This is a genomic window from Pyruvatibacter sp., from assembly GCF_040219635.1.
Lineage (GTDB): Bacteria > Pseudomonadota > Alphaproteobacteria > CGMCC-115125 > CGMCC-115125 > Pyruvatibacter.
On sequence record NZ_JAVJSC010000004.1, the window covers coordinates 287,088 to 302,548 of the forward strand.

A 15,461-nucleotide genomic window follows, 5' to 3' on the forward strand; every position below is an offset into this window, starting at 1 on the left:
CGGTACTTCACACGGCAAATCGCGCGCCTTCGGATGCAAATACAATCGGCGCGCTAGCACTCAGGTCTTGGCAAGTGGAGTTGCTCGATGAACCTTCAGGAATACGAACACGGCGGCCAAGCGCTGTACGCTGAGTTTTGCGAGGTCGTCGCCGACTTGCTGAAGCGCGCCTTGGAAAAAGAGCCGGGCTACCGCCTTCAGCAAATCCAGCACAGGGCGAAAAACATCGCATCTCTAAGGGTAAGGCTGGAACAACATGACGCGCTAGCCACCGACGCGATTGAGGACTTTCGCAAAGATCTCGCCGGGTGCCGCATCGTCTTCTACACCAACAACGACGTAAATCGGTTCGCAACTTCAGGTCTCTTGAGGGAGCTCTTTGAAATAAACTGGGATCGCTCGAAATTTCATCAGCCTGGACCCGGCATCCAGGACGCCGAAAAGCTCTTTCAGTCTTACAACTATGTTGTCCAGCTAAGAGCCGACCGCACTGCGCTAGTCGAATATAATCGCTTTAAGGGCCTTTGGTGCGAAGTCCAGGTTCAGACGACGCTCAATCACGCTTGGGCGGAAATGGCTCACGACATTATCTACAAGCGGCCGGAGATTAAGGGGTTCGGCGATCGCGAATCGGCGATGATCGAGCGTCGGCTCGGCGAGGTAATGCACAATCACCTTCTGCCGGCAGGCTATATCTTCCAGAAAGTCGCAAGCGACGTTCAACGTCTGATGGACGGCATGGAGCTGTTCGACCGCGGTGCCGTGGACGCGATCTTAGACGCGCAAAACAACAATGAGCGCAAAGATGCAGTCGAACGACTGCGCGACGACGTGCTGCCTTATTATGACGATCTGCAGACAGAATATCCCGATATCAGGGAAAAACTGAAACAAGCATGGCTGGCAGCTCAAGGCGCCGCGACCAAATCTCGCGAGACCCCATTTGGAAACTTTCCCGGTGCAGAGCCGGCTGATGTTGCCGATGTCATTGCTGACATTTTTGAGCGGTATCGTTACATCGATCCGGAGGCAACTTATGCGGTCATCCGCGACCTGTTCCTGCAATCAAACGATCCAGCCTCGCACAAGCATCTGATAAATCTAGCCGAAAGACTGTCGGCGCACACGTTGCAAGTCTGGCAAGAGTTCGGGCCGGTGGTACAGACACGCCTCGCCGCGTTGCTCAAGGCGGAAGCGCGCCTTGGCCATATGGCGCCGATCGCGGTCACCGTTTGCGGCGAAATACTAAAGCCGGACATTACCGGTACGTCATCCAGTTCTGATTCTGTCACATTACACACTGGCGCCGTCATCTACAGCGACGCGCTTGCGGCTGCTCGTCGCGAAGCGATCGATACACTTGTTCATCTTGTGGCCGTGGCGCCGTCGGAAGACGATCAAAGCCTCGCAATCTCGAATCTGTTTCTCGCTGGCTCAGCGCCGCGCCAGACGATCTACAGCCATGATGTGATGGCGATGATACTCGAAGATTGCGCCTACATGCTGCGCAAGCTTCAGCCGATCCTTTCGGCAAAGCCCATGGATATTCGGCAGGACTATGAAGAACGCATACTTTGGTTGTGGCGGCAATACTGCTCGCTGCCGGAGCAGCTCAAAAGCGATAAAAAGATCGCCAGAGCGCAGGCGCAACTGATCGACACCATTATCGCACTGCGCGATGCGCTCAACGAAGACAAGGAGTTTGTGATCTTCAAAACGCTCGTCGGCTTCCGGTCTGTCTTTCCTCATATGTGGGAGGAGGATCGCGTCGAACTCAATGAAGAACAGCGCATTCGAGACGAGCTTCAGGACAAGCTGCTCGACAACATATCTGAGGAGACATGGGAGACTTGGCAACATCGGCTAGAGCGCGCCGCAGCGGTCAAGTCGAATGATGGCGCAACCTTTCCGCCTTTGGCTCGTTTTCTTCAGCAGCTCGCGACACGCCATCCTACTCTCGGAATTAGGCTGCTAACCGACCGAGACTTACTCCCACGCTGGACCGTCAACCAGATTGCGATCGCACTCTTTGACACCGACGCAGGAGAGGACGCTAAGGCTGCGCTGCTTAACTGGGCGGAAGATGGCAACTATCTGCCTGAAATCGCATCGACTGCAAAGTTCGCAAAGACGGTTGATCGCGAGTTTCTGTTGCGCGTTGCCGACATCTCAATAGACAAGAAAGACGAACAAGCCTGCGTCATGTTGTTGGAAGCTGCGACCCGCCGCTTCAGCGACGATAAGGCGTTTTGGAGAGATGAAATTTTTTTCCCGTGCCTCAACATGCTTCATGCAGCACGGAATCATATCTGGATCGATCACACATGGTTCCTGGCTCGAAAAGGCTCTCTCTTTGCAGATCTAGGCGCCGAGCAGCGCACGGCCGTGCTCAAAGCAATGGAATCTGCGCCGACGATCGACTACCACGCTGAAGCTATTCTCCACGCCCTCGCCCGTCAGGACCACATTGCTGTTCTGGAATTTTTTGGCCGGCGGATCGCCAGTGTAGAGGAAGAAGGGCGCGAACTCTTCGATGCTATTCCCTTCTCCTTTCACGAGGTCAACGAGGTGTTTCAGCCGCATCCAGATGAATTGGTAGATGCACTGCGCCTCTGGATTCATACAGACAACGTCAACGCACGGTGGCATTTGTCGCATTTTCTGAGCCGCATCTATCCGCATTTTCAGTCGCCGTTGCCAGAGGCGCTCAATGCGCGGATTGGCGGGGCGGACAGGGACGAGCTCTCCTTTATCGCATCTCTCCTTGAGGGGTTCGAAGGACACGAAGCACTGCTACCTACCCTGCGTGCCATTCTCGCCTCTGACGTGGCAACCGATGATATTGAAGACACGGTTTCTCAGGTTTTTCACGAAACCGGTGTGATGACCGGAGAGTTCGGTGCGGCACAAAATTATCAGGCGAAAGCGGATTCGATCAGACCATGGCTCGATGATTCATCCGGGCGTGTCAGAGCGTTCGCCGAAAAGGAAATCCACTCCCTAGAACGTGCTGTAGCCGCTGAAACCCGGCGCGCCCAGGAAGACGTAGCTATGCGAAAACTCGACTTTGGCGAGCCACTTGATGGTAGCGAAAAAAAATAAGACGAAGCGTGCAAGGATGATGACGGAACCAAAAAGTTGGACCCGAAGAAAACACGCAAATTGCGTACTTCATCCATGTTCAAATTTACATGCCGCGTGTTCTTCCAAGCATCCGTTCGATAAACTCCTTGAAGGGGCTAGGAGGATCCGGACCATCGGATGTCGAATCTCGAACCGGTCTCGTGGGCGACCTTGGCGGGTTCACAGATTTCTACGCCCCTCCCCGGAAATGGCCTGTGCCGCGTTCCAGGCCGCTTGGCCAGCCAGCACCATATGTCTTGACATTGTCATGACGTGACCGGTATGGTGCCTCCATCTCGTCCAGGAGTCGCTGATATGGCCAAGGCAACAACAAGATCCGAAAAGCTCGATCTTCGGCTGACCGCCGAGGCAAAGCAGACGCTTGTGACCGCCGCTACCGCCCAAAACAGGTCTGTCAGCGAATTTGTTCTGGATAGCGCTCTCGCGAGAGCAGCCGAGACCCTGCCTGACCGGCAGCACTTCTCCTTGGACGCCGCCAGCTGGGATGCGTTTCAGAAGGCGCTGGATGCCCCCGTCCGGCCCATGCCCCGCCTGAAGCGGCTGCTTGCCGAACCGAGTGCGATCGAAACCCGTTCGGAATGACCTCGCCTTTCGAGGTCGAGAAGCTCCGGCGCGATCACGCCGTGGACGGTTTCGACTGCGGCAAAGATCCGCTCAATCGATTCCTGATCCGCAATGCGCTCCAAAGCCAGCAGGCCAATGCTTCCCAGACCTATGTCCTGATGGAAGTCGGCCAAGTCGTCGGCTACTACACGCTTGTGGTCGGATCGGTTGAACCTGTCGATGCGCCGGCACGACTGACCAGAAGGCTTGCTCGCCACCCGGTTCCGATCATGCTCCTCGCGCGACTGGCCATTGATCTGCGCCATCAGGGAAAAGGGGTTGGCCCCGCCCTTCTCAAGGACGCTCTCCTGCGCACGCTTCAGGCGGCCGACATCGCTGGCATAAGGGCCTTCGCTGTCCACGCAAAGGACGATGAGGCGCGATCCTTCTACGAGCACTTCGACTTTGCATCCTCTCCGACCGATCCGATGCATCTGTTTCTGCTGATCAAGGACGTGAAGTCGTTACTTCGGTAATCAATGAACCAGTCTCCCGAAACTACGAAGCGGTCTCTGGGCGCTACCACATGCAAATTTGGATATCCGAAAGTCGCCGCCGGAGACCAGCAGCGAGAATACGCGAGATCCCGAGTCCATTTCAGTCTCTATACGGATGATCTCCCTGCCAAGCCCCGGGCTTTCCGCCTTTTTCTCTGTATACGGAGATTTTTCGGCAGAGACCGGACTGGGTGGCTGGGGCGGCAGGATTCGAACCTGCGAATGGCGATACCAAAAACCGCTGCCTTACCACTTGGCCACGCCCCAGCATGTGCTCATTACGAGCTTGCGAGCGGGACCATAATGGGGGGCGGGGGCGTGCGCAATGTCTGAGCGGGGTTTTGACCGGCTGGTCATTGTGCCGGGATCTGTGATCGGGTGGCCGGGGGGATAACGACGTGTCTGCGGGCTTGCAGCGTTGGGCGTCATACCGCTATAAACCCGCCTTCTGGGCGGCCCTCCATCAGGCCTTCCCCGAAGTGTTTCAGTGACATCGGAGTGTGGCGCAGCCCGGTAGCGCACCTCGTTCGGGACGAGGGGGTCGCAGGTTCAAATCCTGCCACTCCGACCACTGAAATCTCCGGCTTCTCGACAGACCCTGGAAGTTGCTCCCCGGATATGGCCCCGGAAACGCCAGTTACTCCCACCAAGCGCAAAAACAGTTTCCGTAGATCGCTGTCGCCTTGGCTTCGGGTTACTTGAACAAATAGCCGTATTGGCACATAACATGCCATAATTTTCGTCCTGCAGTATCCGGGCACATGGCATGTCACTCAAGAGCGCGATAGCATCCAACATATCTGCATATTTTACCGGCGAGCCGCGGCTCCTGGCACGTCGGCGGCGTGCAGAGCGCAGGCGTGTGAAGCAGGGAGATGCGCACGTCGTTGAGTATTTTCATCAGGTTGATGACCCCTACTCTCACCTCACGGTACAGTGTCTTGCGAACCTGATGGATCGTTACCGGATAGAACTCCGGGCATATCTGGTTTCGGCACCTGAAGACTGGGCAGCCCCCGAACGCGAACGGCTGGTGACGTATTCGCGCACTGACGCGGCGCGCCTCGCCCGCAGGGCGGGTCTGGCGTACACCGACCCGGGGCAACAGCCCGATGCGGGTGCCTGCTCTGATGCCCAGGCGCGGCTTGCCCACGCACTTGCCAACGGCACATTTATTGAAGATGCACCCGCAATCAGCAGCGCCTTGTGGCGTGGTGATACATCGGTTTCATCTGGAAGTGCAGACCAAGCCGACGTCAGGCGCGCCTTGTCTGCTGGCGATAATCGTAGAAGCAAGGCGGGGCATTACCTTGGAGCAACGTTCCACTATGCAGGCGAATGGTATTGGGGGGTTGATCGGCTACAGCACCTTGAATACCGCCTTGCCGACCTTGGTCTGCGCCGGAACGACGCGCCCGCAGTCCCGATTTACGCGCAACCGGCAACGGCTGGTAAGGATGCGAGCGTTCAGCAGCAGGCGGCGGCGCGCGAGCTTCACTTCTATCTGTCGTTTCGCAGTCCCTACACATACATCGTAACGGAGCGGGTCAAGGCGCTGGCAGATGCTTATGGCTGCGAGCTCAAGCTGCGTTTCGTGTTGCCAATGGTCATGCGTGGCTTGCCAGTGCCCAGCACAAAGAGGATGTATATCGCAACCGATGTAGCGCGTGAGGCGCGGCGCCTGAGCGTGCCTTTTGGGCGGGTGGCAGACCCCGTGGGGCGTCCGGTCGAACGGGGCTACTCGCTGTTGCCCTGGGCTGTTCGTGAAGGCAGAGGATATGAGTTCGCCCTTGCGTTCATGCGGGGGGCCTTCGCCGAAGGCCGTGATATGGGCAGTAACAAAGGCCTGCGGTTTGCTGTCGAAAGCGCCGGACTGAGCTGGCAGGACGCACAGCATTTTTTGGACACGCAGGACTGGCGCGACGAGGCCGAAGCCAACCGCCTTGAGATGATGGAGCTTGGCATGTGGGGCGTGCCCTGCTTTCGCGTTGGTGATACTGCAACCTGGGGTCAGGACAGGCTGTGGGTTATTGAGGAGGCACTTCGCACCGCGGAGCCCGTACAACACACACAATGAAAAACACACGTACCAAAACCGATACAACAGCCAAGGCCACAGTCGCTGACGGTCGCCACCTACGCAGCAAACGCAGCCGTGCAAAGATTGTGGATGCACTGTTTGATGTTATCCGCGCTGGCGACATGAACCCCAGTGCTGCGCAGCTTGCAGCCAAGGCGAATGTTGGCATCCGTACCGTGTTCAGGCATTTCGATGATGTGGACGGACTGTATCGGGAAATGGCGGCACAGATGGAAGCGGAAATTCTTCCCGTGCTCACAGAACCCTATACGTCAACGGACTGGCAGGGGCAGCTCTTTGAACTGATAGACCGCCGGGCCGAGATTTATGAGACAATTCTTCCGGTAAAGGTGGCTGCCAACCTGCGCCGTTTTCAATCTGAATATCTGATGCAGGATTACGAGCGGTCATTAACCATAGAGCGTGCATGTTTAACGGCCATCTTGCCAGAAAGCGTTTTGGCCGACTCCACACTTCTTGCAACGCTTGAGATGCTGACCGGCTTCAATACATGGTGCAGCCTACGACAGGATCAGGGTCTGTCTGCCGGGCAATCGCGTGACGTGATTGCCGAAACGACACGCAAGCTGATTGGTGCCTAGCCTATGCGTTTTGTGATCTTGCTTTCGGCAATACTTGTTGTAGCTGGATGCGAGGCCGACGATGCTCCCGCACGGTCAGCAGGAGCGCAGTGCGGGTTGCCGCCCTCCCTTGTCGGAACGTTTGCAAGCATTCCGACCGGATCTTTCATCAAAGGCGAACATGCCGTTTATCCTGAAGAGGTTGCAGGGCTGCGCCTTCATGTTGTTGGCCTGCAAATGCAGGTCCACGAGGTCACGAATGCGCAATTTGCCGCATTTGTGACTGCAACAGGCTACATCACGGATGCGGAGCGTAGCGGCGCTGATGTCGGAGTACGTGCTGGTTCCGCTGTCTTTGTTGGCTTGCAGCGCGACGGTATTTCCATGGACCCGTGGCAGCTTATTGCCGGTGCTGCATGGCATACGCCCGGTGGGCCCGGCACAGATATTGTCGGGATGGAGCTGCACCCGGTTACCCACGTCACCATCAATGACGCACGCGCCTATGCAAGGTGGTCTGGCACCCGCCTCCCAACCGAGGTTGAGTGGGAATATGCCGCCTCTATCGGCCTGCCAGACCCGCTGGACCCTGCATCCGGTGCCTATGGCAAAGACGGCACGCCGCGCGCCAATACGTGGCAGGGATTCTTTCCCTTCACGGATGCAACCGAGGATGGGTTTTCCGCCACATCACCTGTGGGATGTTTTGAAGCCGCCGAAACCGGCCTTTTTGATATGATCGGTAATGTCTGGGAACTGACGGATACACCGTATACAGATGATACGTACACGATCAAGGGTGGCTCCTATTTGTGCGCGGACAATTTTTGCAGACGCTTCCGTCCGGCGGCGCGACAGCCGCAGGAAAAGGATTTCTCAGCAAGCCATGTCGGATTTCGCGTCGTACGTGACAACGAAACGCCGATATTGGAGAGGCAGTGATGCCGAGCTGTAACCCACCTGCCTAGTTTGGCCAGAAGATAATTTCGTCATCAGAGCTCACCCTTTCGGCGCGCGTTTTATCTATCGCGACAGGCGCCTCTATGGTGTGAGGGTATAGCGGCGGTCGCGCGCTGGCTGTGTGTGCATCCAGCAATGCCCTGAGTTCAGCAACTTTCTGCGGGTTGGCTTCCGACAGGTTTGTCTGCTCGGTTGGATCATCTGAAAGATTGAACAGCCACGTCTTGTTCGGCTGCTCGGTGACCTGAAGCTTCCAGTCGCCGTGTCGCACCACACGATAAAAGGCGCTTTGCCAGAAAATTGCCTCGCGCGGAACGGTTTCAACTGCGCGCGTGGCAAGCGGCAGGAGGTCGATGCCATCAATCTCCACTCCGTCAGGCAATGGGGCGCCAGCAGCAGATGCAAGGGTTGGCATCAGGTCTATGTGGGCGACCGGCGTATCAATCTTTGTGCCTGGCATAATGTTTCCGGGCCAACTCATGAACATCGGCACTTTGATACCGCCTTCAAAAAACGTGATCTTCCAGCCCCTGTAAGGCGCGTTGACATCGGGAAGGCCGATATACCCAGCGCCGCCGTTGTCGCTTGAAAACACAATGATAGTGTTGTCGGCAATGCCCTCTTCTTCCAAAGCGTTCATGATGTCGCCGACGCTGCGGTCCAGCGCCCGCATCATTGCGGCATACACGCGCGCGCGATGCGGCTCGATGTTACCGACCGCCTCATAGTCTTCTCGTGTTGCCTGAAGCGGCGTGTGCACAGCCCAGTGCGCGAGATAAAGAAAGAAGGGGTTTTCTTTGTTTGCCCTGATGACCTTGACGGCTTCATCGGTCCAATAGTCAGTCAGATATCCACCGGGTTCAAACCACTCTCCCCCGTTGAAGCTGTTGGCAAACTGCATTCGTGCCCACAGGAACTTATCAATAGGATCAAAGTCGAGCTTCGCGTTGATGACGTTTGGGTCATCTTCAGGCAGAAACAGACCACTTGCCATCAACAGGCTTTCATCGAAGCCCTGATCGTTCGGGTTGAAGCCTTCACCACGGCCAAGGTGCCACTTGCCAATGTGTACGGTGTGATAACCGGCGTCCTGCAAGACTTCCGCGATGGTGACTTCTGAGGTCGGGAGCCCCTGGTCTTCATAGGCAGGCGCGGTCTCGGCACGCGCGTTGTTGACCCGCACTTCGGGAAGCCCTGAATCCATGTCGGCCGAAACCATTGATACAACGCGTCCCATACCGTCGGGGGTTGGGGTAAACTCAAAGCCTGTACGGGTCGGGTAACGTCCCGTCATAATCATGGCGCGCGATGGCGCACAACTTGCTGTGCCGGAATATGCTTGTGTGAAGTTCGCGCCGTCGGCTGCCAGCCTGTCTATGTTCGGGGTCTGCAACGCACCATCAGCCATACCGCCCCCAAAGGTCGATATGTCGTTGATGCCCAGATCATCGGCCAGAATGAAAATAATGTTTGGTGGCTGTTGCCGCCCTTGTGCCGCAGACCATGGGTCAGGCTTTTGCCAGTTGATTGTCCGGGTGGGCGCAACGTCCACACGACCGGTTGCCGAGGCTAAAAACAACACAATATCGGTGCGCAGATACCACGCGACACCCGCTGCAATAATGACTGCGGCAAGACTGCCAATAACCAGTTTCCTGAACATTCACCCGCCCCTTTTGGCATTATTTGTGCCAATACATTAGGAGTGGCCGTAATTGTCAAGCCCGATGCAGGCACCGCAGTTCAAGCGCTGAGCATACGCGGCAAAGCAGGTTGTGCGTTCGCGGCGGCCTTAGGCAACTCCACGCACACTTTGGTTCCCTGCCCCGGCGCGCTGGTGATGGCAAACGTGCCCCCCATCATTTCGGTCAGCGACTTTGCGAGTGGCAGACCCAGGCCGGTGCCTTCCTGTTTGCGTGTCATCGCGTTGGCCACTTGTCCAAACGGGGCCAGCACCTTGGGAAGTTCGTCTGCCGCGATACCCACACCCGTATCGGTCACCTCGATACGCCAGCTATTGGGGGCGATCGTAACGCCAAGGCTGACAGAGCCTCCTGGCTCAGTGAACTTGACGGCATTTGACAGGAGGTTGAGCAATATCTGTTGCAGCGCGCGCGCATCGGCTGCAACTGTGGCACCTTCCGGCGGCGGCGCCACGTCAAACCGAACGTCACGTTTGCCGGCCTGCGCTTCAATCATGGTGCGGCACTCTGTTACTGCGTCAGACAACAAAACCGGCTCGACAAACAACTCGAACTTCTCTGCTTCGATCTTTGAGAGATCCAAAACGTCATTCACGAGCTTGAGAAGGAACGTACCGCTTGAATGAATGTGTTGCGCGTATTCATGATACCGCGGGTCTCCCAGTTCACCGAACAGGCGATGCTCCATGAGTTCGGAAAACCCGATGATGGCATTGAGCGGTGTACGCAGTTCGTGGCTCATATTGGCGAGAAACTGGCTCTTGGCGCGATTGGCACTATCTGCTTGCGCCGCAGCATTTTCAGCCCGTTGGCTTGCGGTTTTAAGCAATGCCTGCTGCCGTTGCATACGTGCCAATGCCCTGGCACGCCGCAACTCACCGGCCGCTCGCTGGCGTATCTGGTTCATCCGTACAATGAATATTACCGATGCCAACAGTGTGCCGAATACGAAGTGGGTTGCATAGTGGCCAAGTTGCGTTGGTGAAGTGCCGGGCACCAGCAGCATGTAGCTGACACCAGCAGCACCCAGAAGTATTGCGCCAAACATTGATGCCGTTGAATGCAAACACAAACCGGCGGCAATTATAACAAGCGTCATTGTGGTGGTCAGTGTTGCATCCGGCAAAAGGTAGCTATGCAACATCGTGTTGGTTACAAGGACCACCACGATTGATGCCTCTACCGTCCGCGTCATATCGGGTGTCACAGTTACCCATGACAGGCCAATGCGCACACCAAAACACGCAGCCGCAGAGACGCCAGCGACAACCGCCAGAATAACCGCCTCGGGAAACGGCAGCATTACAGGATGCAGCACCGTGAGTGCCGCATACAGACTGCCTGCGCCAATCGAAAGATAGCGCAGCGCCTGGCGCCCCTGTTCGTGCTTGAGGCGCTCAATAGCCGGTGACGACCGGCGGCGCCAATACCGCAACATTGCTGAATCCCCTGACGTCAGACCAACCCGCAGTCTGGCAGCACGGTGCTTAATATCGGGTAAGGGAGCAGCAATGCTTCTACTGCCCAGAACACTCTCAAAGCCCCGATTTTCTGCCATTTTGTGTCGCACCCACGCGACCGATGACTGTCATTGATGCAGATCAAGGAAAAAGATGACGCCACCGTCATTCTTTTTCGCGCATCAATCTGCACGCCGCAGAGCTCACGCTGGAGGACATCATGGCTGAAACACAAAAAGACCAGATCACCAAAGACAACATCTACAACACAGTTGAGCCGGACGACTTTGCGGCGATGATCGAATGCGACCGCTATCTCGAGCGGGCATCTGCCTTCGACAAAATCATTTCAGCTACCCATGACCATTTCTGGGATCCGATGGACAAACGCTACATCGACTTCTCGGAGCCGTTTGATGTCGAAAACGAGTTCATGGTTGACCCGGAAATGACGGTTGGCTTTGGCACAGCAGTTTGGGACAAGCTCTCACCGAAAGACCGGGTCAAGCTGACAAACCTGGACACACATTGGTCGCTCTCCAACATTCTGCATGGTGAGCAGGGTGCGATGGCGTTGTCTGCATCGCTCTGCCATATCCTGCGGGATCCCGGTGCTCAGGAATATGCTGCGAACCAGGCGCGTGAAGAAGCGCGGCACGTCACTGCCTTTATTGAAATTGTTCGTGCACGCTTTGGTAAGCCGATGGCGTGTGGGCCGGTGCTTCGGGACACACTCACAGAACTGGTGAACTCCAAACTCGCATGGAAAAAGATCGTCGGGATGCAGCTTCTCATCGAAGGTCTGGCGATGGGTGCGTTCGCAACGTTTTATAATCGCGGGCGTGATCCGTTGATTGTTCGCCTCGCGCAACTCGCCATGACGGATGAAGCCTTCCACCACAAGTTTGGCAAGATCTGGGCAGACCGCACCATCCCGCACCTTAACGAGGAAGAACACAACAAGATTGAGGACTGGGCCTGGCAGGTGTTTTCCAACCTGCTCTACAACCTGGCATCGCCGGACCAGAAAAAGCACATCTATACGCAGGTAGGACTTGACTGGGAGTGGGTGCAGGGCGCGTTCATGGAAGGCATGACTGACGAAAAGGTGCGCGAGAACATGCAGCAGTCCTCCAATATCTTTCGGGTACTGGTAAAAACGCTGCTCATGTGCGGCATCATTACCAAACGCACGGCAGGCAACTATGCCGCTTACATCGACATGAAGCAGTTGCAGATGGAGGGCGATGAAATGGTTGGCGACTCGATTGCCGCGCACGGCATTGAGCAACTCCGCAAGATCAACGCCAAGAATGATGCCTTGCGTCAACTTGCCGGCCAGGCGGCCGACTAAGGCCAGCATCGGCTATCTCCACGTTGAAGCCGGATACACCCCCGTCCGGTAAAGGCTTCAAGAAAAGACACGGCCCTGAAATCACGAATGTGATTCCAGGGCCGTTGCTATGCAGATCGACCCAGGCCAATGGTTGTGTGCCGTTAGCGGCCGGTAAAGTTCGGCGCGCGTTTTTGCACGAAGTGTTCCACACCTTCTTTGAAATCTTCAGAGGCAAAGCTCTTTTGCATTTCGTCGTCGCCGGTCTTGATGGCATCGGTCAGCGGCTGGAATCTTGCTTTCCAGACTTGCGCCTTCATGACCGCTACCGAGCGGGGGCTAACGGTTTGCGCCATTTGCTGGGCATAGGCCACCGTTTCGCTCACCAGATCCTGCGACGGCACCACGTTGTTGAGCAGGCCAACCCGCAGCGCTTCGTCGCTCTCAACCCGGCGCGATGAAAACAGAAAGTCCATTGCCGCTGCCTGCCCTGCAAGCTCCGGTAACAACCACGAGATGCCGTGCTCTGCGATCAGGCCTCGCTTGGCAAATGCGGTTGTGAAAAACATGTTCTCAGCCCCCACCCGCATGTCGCACCACAGGGCAAACACCATGCCCAGACCGGCGCAGGGGCCATTGATGGCTGCGATGATCGGTTTCGGGATTTGTGGCAGATAGCCAAAACGCCCGCCCATATGCTCTGAAATATCCGGCCCAAGAGACACATCCCAATCAAGCGTTGCATTGCGCGTGGCCTGGGCAAGCTCACGCTCATCGCCCGCATCAGCATCAATTTTTTGCAGCAGGTTCATGTCCGCCCCGGCGCAAAATCCACGGCCTGCCCCGGTCACCACGATCGCCCGCACGGTGTTGTCGCGCGCGCAGGTGGCCAATGCAACGCGCATGGAGCTTTCCATAGCTGCCGTCCATGCGTTGAGTTTGTCCGGACGGTTGAGGGTTATCACCGCGACATTGCCATCACGCGCCAGCGTTATGTCCTTAAGACTGTCCGCCACAGCCTCAATATTGTTGGCACTCCCGGTTTCCATCTGCGTCGCCTTTCCTGCTTTTTGCCTTATGCTTTGACCTCATTGCGCACTACCCCGCCGAGGAAGGCAAGATCATGAGCGAACATGCCCCGCTGATTATTGAAACACCCGCCACATATATTCGCCGCATACGACTGAACAGACCGAAACAAATGAACGCGTACACCACGCAGATGTGTGACGCGATGTGCGATGAGCTTGATGCCTATCTGAAAGATGATGATCTGCGCGTCCTGATAGTTACCGGCGAAGGACGCGGCTTTTGCGCCGGAGGTGATGTGTCAAACGCGGATACTGATCGCGCGCATCTGATGTCGCAGCAGCTTTCCCACGCCCGTGAGATGCGTGATGGGATGCATAAGGTCATTCAAACTCTGCATCACCTGGACAAGCCTATCATTGCCGCCATTAACGGGCCGGCTGTTGCGGGTGGGTTGGCGCTGGCTTTGGCCTGCGATTTTCGCATCGCGGCTGCCAGCGCAAAACTGGGTGATACGTCAGGACGTTTTGCGTTGTTACCGGATGAAGGAGGCGGGTGGCTGTTTCCCCGCGCCATGGGGCTGGACAAAGCGTTGCAAATGACACTGCTGGCTGAGACCTACAGCGCCGACGAGGCGATGACGCTCGGGCTGGTGACGCAGGTGGTAGAGGACGACACACTTGAGGCCACCGCGCTGGAGCTTGCCACACGCCTCGCAGCACAATCGCCGCTGGCTGTACGGCTGGCGAAGTCGATGATGCGTAACGGGCTCGACTTGACCCTTGAACAATCCCAGCGCGAGGCTGCGCTTGCCGTGATGATCGCCAACCCGTCTGACGATGTTGCAGAGGGCGTCAAGGCGTTCTTTGAAAAACGAGCGCCGGTTTTTTCAGGCAAATGATCTATTCGCGGCTCTGCCTGGCCTCAATGCCACGGCGAAGCAGCGCGACAATGCTGTCTGCAAAATCCTGCGTTAGTGGTTCGTGGACCGTCAGTAGACGGAAGAAAATGGGTCCGTAAAGGAGATCAAGCACTGTTTCCATCGGCATATCTGTTGCTACTTCTCCATTTTTTTGCGCGCGCTCAAGGATGCCGCGTCCTTCTTCGCGACCTTTGAAAACAACCTGATTACGAAACGCCTTAAACAACTCGCTGTCTCGCTCTGCTGTCGCCAGCATGAGCGCTGTCTGGCGTCCGCGCGTTGTGGCGAAACGGGAGATTATGCCACGAATGTGGGTGCGCAGATCATCAAGCGCGACGGTGCCGCGAAGCGTCTTCTCGGCGGATGGCAGGCGCTCCATCAACGCAGCCATCGCCAGTTCCCGCGCATTTGCCCAATACCGATAGATCGTTGGTTTTCCAACTTTGGCGCGGGCGGCCACAGCTTCAATCGTCAGCCGTGCCGGTCCTGCTTCATCCAGCAGCTCGCGCGCGGCCCTTAGGATGTCTGCCTCTGCTCGCGCTTTTCGCGGGCGGCCAGAACCCTTGGATGGCGGCTGTCTTCCGGTTTCAGATGTCGTTGATGGTTTGTTTTTTGGTGGTGGCATTCGGCGCTTGCCTATTTATAAAACGTAACGTAACGTTTTGTATCACATGGGAGACTGAAATGCCATCACCGAACAAAAAGCTGCATCTGTCGGCGTATATCACAGTGAAGGGCGCGGCGGACGCGATCGCATTTTATGCCGCAGCCTTTGGTGCCGTAGAGAACTATCGCCTGGAAGACCCCGACAGTGGGCGTATCGGTCACTCGGAAATCTCGATAGGCACAAATATCGTCATGATCTCAGATGAGTACCCGGATTTCGGTGCTGTGAGCCCGGATACGTTGGGCGGAACCCCGGTAAAACTTCATCTTTACGTTGAAGATGTTGACGCCGTCTTTGCACAGGCGACAAAGGCTGGCGCGACAGAACTTCGCCCTCTCAAGGACGAGTTTCACGGCGACCGGACGGGAACCCTCATGGACCCGTTCGGGCACATTTGGATGCTTGCATCGCGTGTCGAGGAGGTAACGCCCGCTCAAATGCAAAAACGCTGGCAGGAGATGATGGGCGGCTAGGTGTAAACG

General features: G+C 56.5%; 13 protein-coding genes and 2 tRNA genes. 10 read left to right on the forward strand and 5 right to left on the reverse strand.

Going from position 1 to position 15,461, the window contains the following annotated elements:
- Positions 1-87: 87 nt before the first annotated feature.
- The 3 genes from RIB87_RS10125 to RIB87_RS10135 all read left to right on the forward strand — a co-directional run bounded on the left by RIB87_RS10125 (position 88) and on the right by RIB87_RS10135 (position 4,223).
- Positions 88-3,102, forward strand: a complete 3,015-nt coding sequence (locus RIB87_RS10125; protein WP_350146168.1) for a RelA/SpoT-related domain-containing protein — start codon at positions 88-90, stop codon at positions 3,100-3,102.
- Between the two features lie 336 nt (positions 3,103-3,438).
- On the forward strand, positions 3,439-3,726 hold the full coding sequence (locus RIB87_RS10130) for a type II toxin-antitoxin system TacA family antitoxin (protein WP_350146170.1): 288 nt from the start codon (positions 3,439-3,441) through the stop codon (positions 3,724-3,726).
- A complete protein-coding gene (locus RIB87_RS10135) occupies positions 3,723-4,223 on the forward strand; it encodes a GNAT family N-acetyltransferase (protein WP_350146172.1) in 501 nt (166 codons plus the stop codon). The genes RIB87_RS10130 and RIB87_RS10135 overlap by 4 nt, the downstream gene beginning before the upstream one ends.
- A 213-nt stretch (positions 4,224-4,436) precedes the next feature.
- Here RIB87_RS10135 and RIB87_RS10140 read toward each other — a convergent pair.
- Positions 4,437-4,511, reverse strand: a tRNA-Gln gene (locus RIB87_RS10140).
- Positions 4,512-4,738: 227 nt separating this feature from the next.
- On the opposite strand from RIB87_RS10140, the gene RIB87_RS10145 reads away from it, so the two are divergent.
- The 4 genes from RIB87_RS10145 to RIB87_RS10160 all read left to right on the forward strand — a co-directional run bounded on the left by RIB87_RS10145 (position 4,739) and on the right by RIB87_RS10160 (position 7,847).
- Positions 4,739-4,815 (forward strand) — tRNA-Pro (locus RIB87_RS10145).
- A gap of 195 nt (positions 4,816-5,010) precedes the next feature.
- Positions 5,011-6,321, forward strand: coding sequence for a DsbA family protein (locus RIB87_RS10150; protein ID WP_350146174.1), 1,311 nt, complete (start codon positions 5,011-5,013; stop codon positions 6,319-6,321).
- Complete coding sequence (locus tag RIB87_RS10155) at positions 6,318-6,926, forward strand: TetR/AcrR family transcriptional regulator (protein WP_350146176.1); 609 nt, start codon at positions 6,318-6,320, stop codon at positions 6,924-6,926. Before RIB87_RS10150 ends, RIB87_RS10155 begins: the two co-directional genes overlap by 4 nt.
- Before the next feature lie 96 nt (positions 6,927-7,022).
- Positions 7,023-7,847, forward strand: coding sequence for an SUMF1/EgtB/PvdO family nonheme iron enzyme (locus tag RIB87_RS10160; RefSeq protein WP_350146178.1), 825 nt, complete (start codon positions 7,023-7,025; stop codon positions 7,845-7,847).
- Between the two features lie 22 nt (positions 7,848-7,869).
- Here the strand turns inward: RIB87_RS10160 and RIB87_RS10165 are convergent, their stop codons facing one another.
- On the reverse strand, positions 7,870-9,528 hold the full coding sequence (locus RIB87_RS10165; protein ID WP_350146180.1) for a sulfatase: 1,659 nt from the start codon (positions 9,526-9,528) through the stop codon (positions 7,870-7,872).
- A gap of 80 nt (positions 9,529-9,608) precedes the next feature.
- Positions 9,609-11,006: a sensor histidine kinase gene (locus RIB87_RS10170; RefSeq protein WP_350146182.1), complete on the reverse strand. Its 1,398-nt coding sequence runs from the start codon at positions 11,004-11,006 to the stop codon at positions 9,609-9,611.
- A gap of 242 nt (positions 11,007-11,248) precedes the next feature.
- On the opposite strand from RIB87_RS10170, the gene RIB87_RS10175 reads away from it, so the two are divergent.
- Positions 11,249-12,382, forward strand: a complete 1,134-nt coding sequence (locus RIB87_RS10175) for a ferritin-like domain-containing protein (protein WP_350146185.1) — start codon at positions 11,249-11,251, stop codon at positions 12,380-12,382.
- Between the two features lie 143 nt (positions 12,383-12,525).
- Here the strand turns inward: RIB87_RS10175 and RIB87_RS10180 are convergent, their stop codons facing one another.
- Positions 12,526-13,410 (reverse strand): enoyl-CoA hydratase, encoded by an 885-nt coding sequence (locus tag RIB87_RS10180; protein WP_350146187.1) that lies wholly within the window; start codon positions 13,408-13,410, stop codon positions 12,526-12,528.
- A gap of 74 nt (positions 13,411-13,484) precedes the next feature.
- Between RIB87_RS10180 and RIB87_RS10185 the strand changes: the two genes are divergently transcribed.
- The gene (locus tag RIB87_RS10185) at positions 13,485-14,291 is read left to right on the forward strand and encodes an enoyl-CoA hydratase/isomerase family protein (RefSeq protein WP_350146189.1); all 807 of its coding nucleotides are present in this window, start codon (positions 13,485-13,487) and stop codon (positions 14,289-14,291) included.
- 1 nt (position 14,292) lies between these two features.
- Here RIB87_RS10185 and RIB87_RS10190 read toward each other — a convergent pair whose 3' ends face one another.
- Positions 14,293-14,937 carry a TetR/AcrR family transcriptional regulator gene (locus RIB87_RS10190; RefSeq protein ID WP_350146191.1) on the reverse strand — a complete coding sequence of 215 codons (645 nt, stop codon included), beginning with the start codon at positions 14,935-14,937 and terminating at the stop codon, positions 14,293-14,295.
- Between the two features lie 59 nt (positions 14,938-14,996).
- On the opposite strand from RIB87_RS10190, the gene RIB87_RS10195 reads away from it, so the two are divergent.
- Positions 14,997-15,452 (forward strand): VOC family protein, encoded by a 456-nt coding sequence (locus RIB87_RS10195; protein ID WP_350146193.1) that lies wholly within the window; start codon positions 14,997-14,999, stop codon positions 15,450-15,452.
- Positions 15,453-15,461: the final 9 nt, after the last annotated feature.

Coding starts and splice junctions, on each gene's coding strand:
- RIB87_RS10185 (WP_350146189.1), top strand. CDS start 13,485: ATGAGCGAACATGCCCCGCTGATTATTGAAACACCCGCCACATATATT.
- RIB87_RS10195 (WP_350146193.1), top strand. CDS start 14,997: ATGCCATCACCGAACAAAAAGCTGCATCTGTCGGCGTATATCACAGTG.
- RIB87_RS10135 (WP_350146172.1), top strand. CDS start 3,723: ATGACCTCGCCTTTCGAGGTCGAGAAGCTCCGGCGCGATCACGCCGTG.
- RIB87_RS10165 (WP_350146180.1), bottom strand. CDS start 9,528: ATGTTCAGGAAACTGGTTATTGGCAGTCTTGCCGCAGTCATTATTGCA.
- RIB87_RS10190 (WP_350146191.1), bottom strand. CDS start 14,937: ATGCCACCACCAAAAAACAAACCATCAACGACATCTGAAACCGGAAGA.
- RIB87_RS10175 (WP_350146185.1), top strand. CDS start 11,249: ATGGCTGAAACACAAAAAGACCAGATCACCAAAGACAACATCTACAAC.
- RIB87_RS10130 (WP_350146170.1), top strand. CDS start 3,439: ATGGCCAAGGCAACAACAAGATCCGAAAAGCTCGATCTTCGGCTGACC.
- RIB87_RS10150 (WP_350146174.1), top strand. CDS start 5,011: ATGTCACTCAAGAGCGCGATAGCATCCAACATATCTGCATATTTTACC.
- RIB87_RS10155 (WP_350146176.1), top strand. CDS start 6,318: ATGAAAAACACACGTACCAAAACCGATACAACAGCCAAGGCCACAGTC.
- RIB87_RS10180 (WP_350146187.1), bottom strand. CDS start 13,410: ATGGAAACCGGGAGTGCCAACAATATTGAGGCTGTGGCGGACAGTCTT.
- RIB87_RS10125 (WP_350146168.1), top strand. CDS start 88: ATGAACCTTCAGGAATACGAACACGGCGGCCAAGCGCTGTACGCTGAG.
- RIB87_RS10170 (WP_350146182.1), bottom strand. CDS start 11,006: ATGTTGCGGTATTGGCGCCGCCGGTCGTCACCGGCTATTGAGCGCCTC.